The following is a 1,738-nucleotide window of genomic DNA, read 5'->3' as shown; positions in this document are numbered from 1 at the left end:
GCCACTCGACTGGTCACTAATCAGGGTGGCGACTTCGCGTGGCAGCGTTCCCGACTGCTGCAAACCGCTGCTGATCTGGTCGAAGATGAAATCGCCGGTGATGACATGTCCAATTGGCTGCCCCGCCACATGCGCGGCCGCGCTATGCGCGATGCGCAGCTGGGAGCGCAGCTGCGCAGAGGTCCCGGTGGTATCGAGCGCGTGCAGAACTGCCGCCCAAAACCGGCTGCGTACCGGCAGCAAGGGATAGTCGGCAACCAGATAGTCCCGATCCTCGTTCTTGGCCCCGATCCGGCTGGAACGCAGCTGCCGGTCGATTTCGCCTTCCACCGAGTTGATGGCGGCTTTCACCTGCTGCTCGTACTGCGGTTTCTTGCGCAGCACGACCTTGCGCACCACCTCTTCCACATCTTTGTCCGACAGATTGACATTGACGGTGAAACGCCCCATCAGCTTCTGCAGATTGGCGGTCGCGGTGAGCGCGTTTTGACCGGTGGCGACCACCAGCACGCGGCTATCGAAGGCGGATTGAATGCGTTCGACTGCTTCTTGCATAGCTTGGGCGCGGTCGCCGGATTGGCCGATGTATTGCTGCGCTTCATCAAGCACCAGCAAGGTCAGCGGAATTTGCTTTTTATCCTCTGATTGGAGGAGCAGGACTTCACGTAGGGCCTTCACGAACTCGTCGATGGATCGATCAGGACGGTTGAACTGCAAATCCCAGCGTTCCTGGGCGGTGTCGGCATCGGTCGATTTGGCGCCGCTCAGTTCGTGTACCGCTTCGGCAATCTCTGGGGAGACCAGGTATTGATCGAACTCGTCCTCGGGATCGAGTCCCTTTTCCGTCACCCGCCGGATGATCTCCTCTTCCCAGCCGCGTTGTCGCACCCACAGGCGGAACTGCGCGCGACCGACATCGCTGGAAAGCCCGGCCGCGCGGTAGACGATGCCCAAAATGAGCATGCGCACGCTCTTGTCGCCCGATTCGGAGAGCATCCCCGAGGCCGACCAGCTCCCACCGGCGCGCTTCGCCTCAACCGATACTTCGGTCAGCAGCTGGCGGATGTCATCCGGTAGCTGGGCGATATCGCGAGGGAGCTGGCCGTTGATGGGCGGATCGTTGCGCCAGAGGGCTTCCAGGACCTTGACCAGATGCGATTTGCCGCTTCCATAGAAACCGCTCACCCAGGCGGAGGGCTGGCTCGGTTTGTGCAACCCCGCCAGATACGCCTCCAGAATGCGGATCATTCCAGCTTCGTATTCGCCGTCGCAGACGAAGGTCGAGAGCTCGTAGTGCAAAGTGGCGGTGTTCTCCACCTTGCTGACCCCATCGTTTTGCAACGATGCCTGCGAGGGGTCACGGTCGAGGACATCGCGAATGAGCAGATCGTTGGTCATGCGAGCGCCTTTCCAGCCACGGGAAGAATGGGTACGGCGAGATAGTTCCAACCATCTCGCGCGTCGAAGAATCGATACTGCCCGTCTTGGTAGTGGCCGGGAAATAACACGAGTAGATTCCCGCGCAGGTCGTCTTCGATTCGACGCGTGATGTCCGAGAGCTTGTTGATACCGTAGATTGCCTCGACACCGGTCAATACCATGACGGTCGATTGGTCCATTTCGCGTGCGCCGATCTCCTGTTTGAGCATGCTCGCGACGTGAGCGGCGAAGTCGGTCTCGATCGAAGTGGCCAGCTGCGGCCGCTTGAAATAGCGTTCCTTATAGCGATGCGTGTGCA

2 protein-coding genes are annotated in these 1,738 nt (G+C 60.1%); both read right to left on the bottom strand.

All coding sequences use genetic code 11. From position 1 onward, the window contains the following. Window positions 1–1,398, bottom strand: a 1,398-nt coding sequence (locus R2855_20165) for a hypothetical protein (GenBank protein ID MEZ4533321.1), incomplete at its 3' end; no start/stop codon positions are given. Further along, window positions 1,395–1,738: hypothetical protein (locus R2855_20160; protein ID MEZ4533320.1), on the bottom strand; the 344-nt coding region annotated here is incomplete at its 5' end. The genes R2855_20160 and R2855_20165, both read right to left, overlap by 4 nt.

The sequence above is a fragment of the Thermomicrobiales bacterium genome (assembly GCA_041390825.1).
GTDB lineage: Bacteria > Chloroflexota > Chloroflexia > Thermomicrobiales > UBA6265 > JAMLHN01.
The sequence above is the reverse complement of the archived record's forward strand: the minus strand, read 5'-3'. Positions and strand labels throughout refer to the sequence as shown.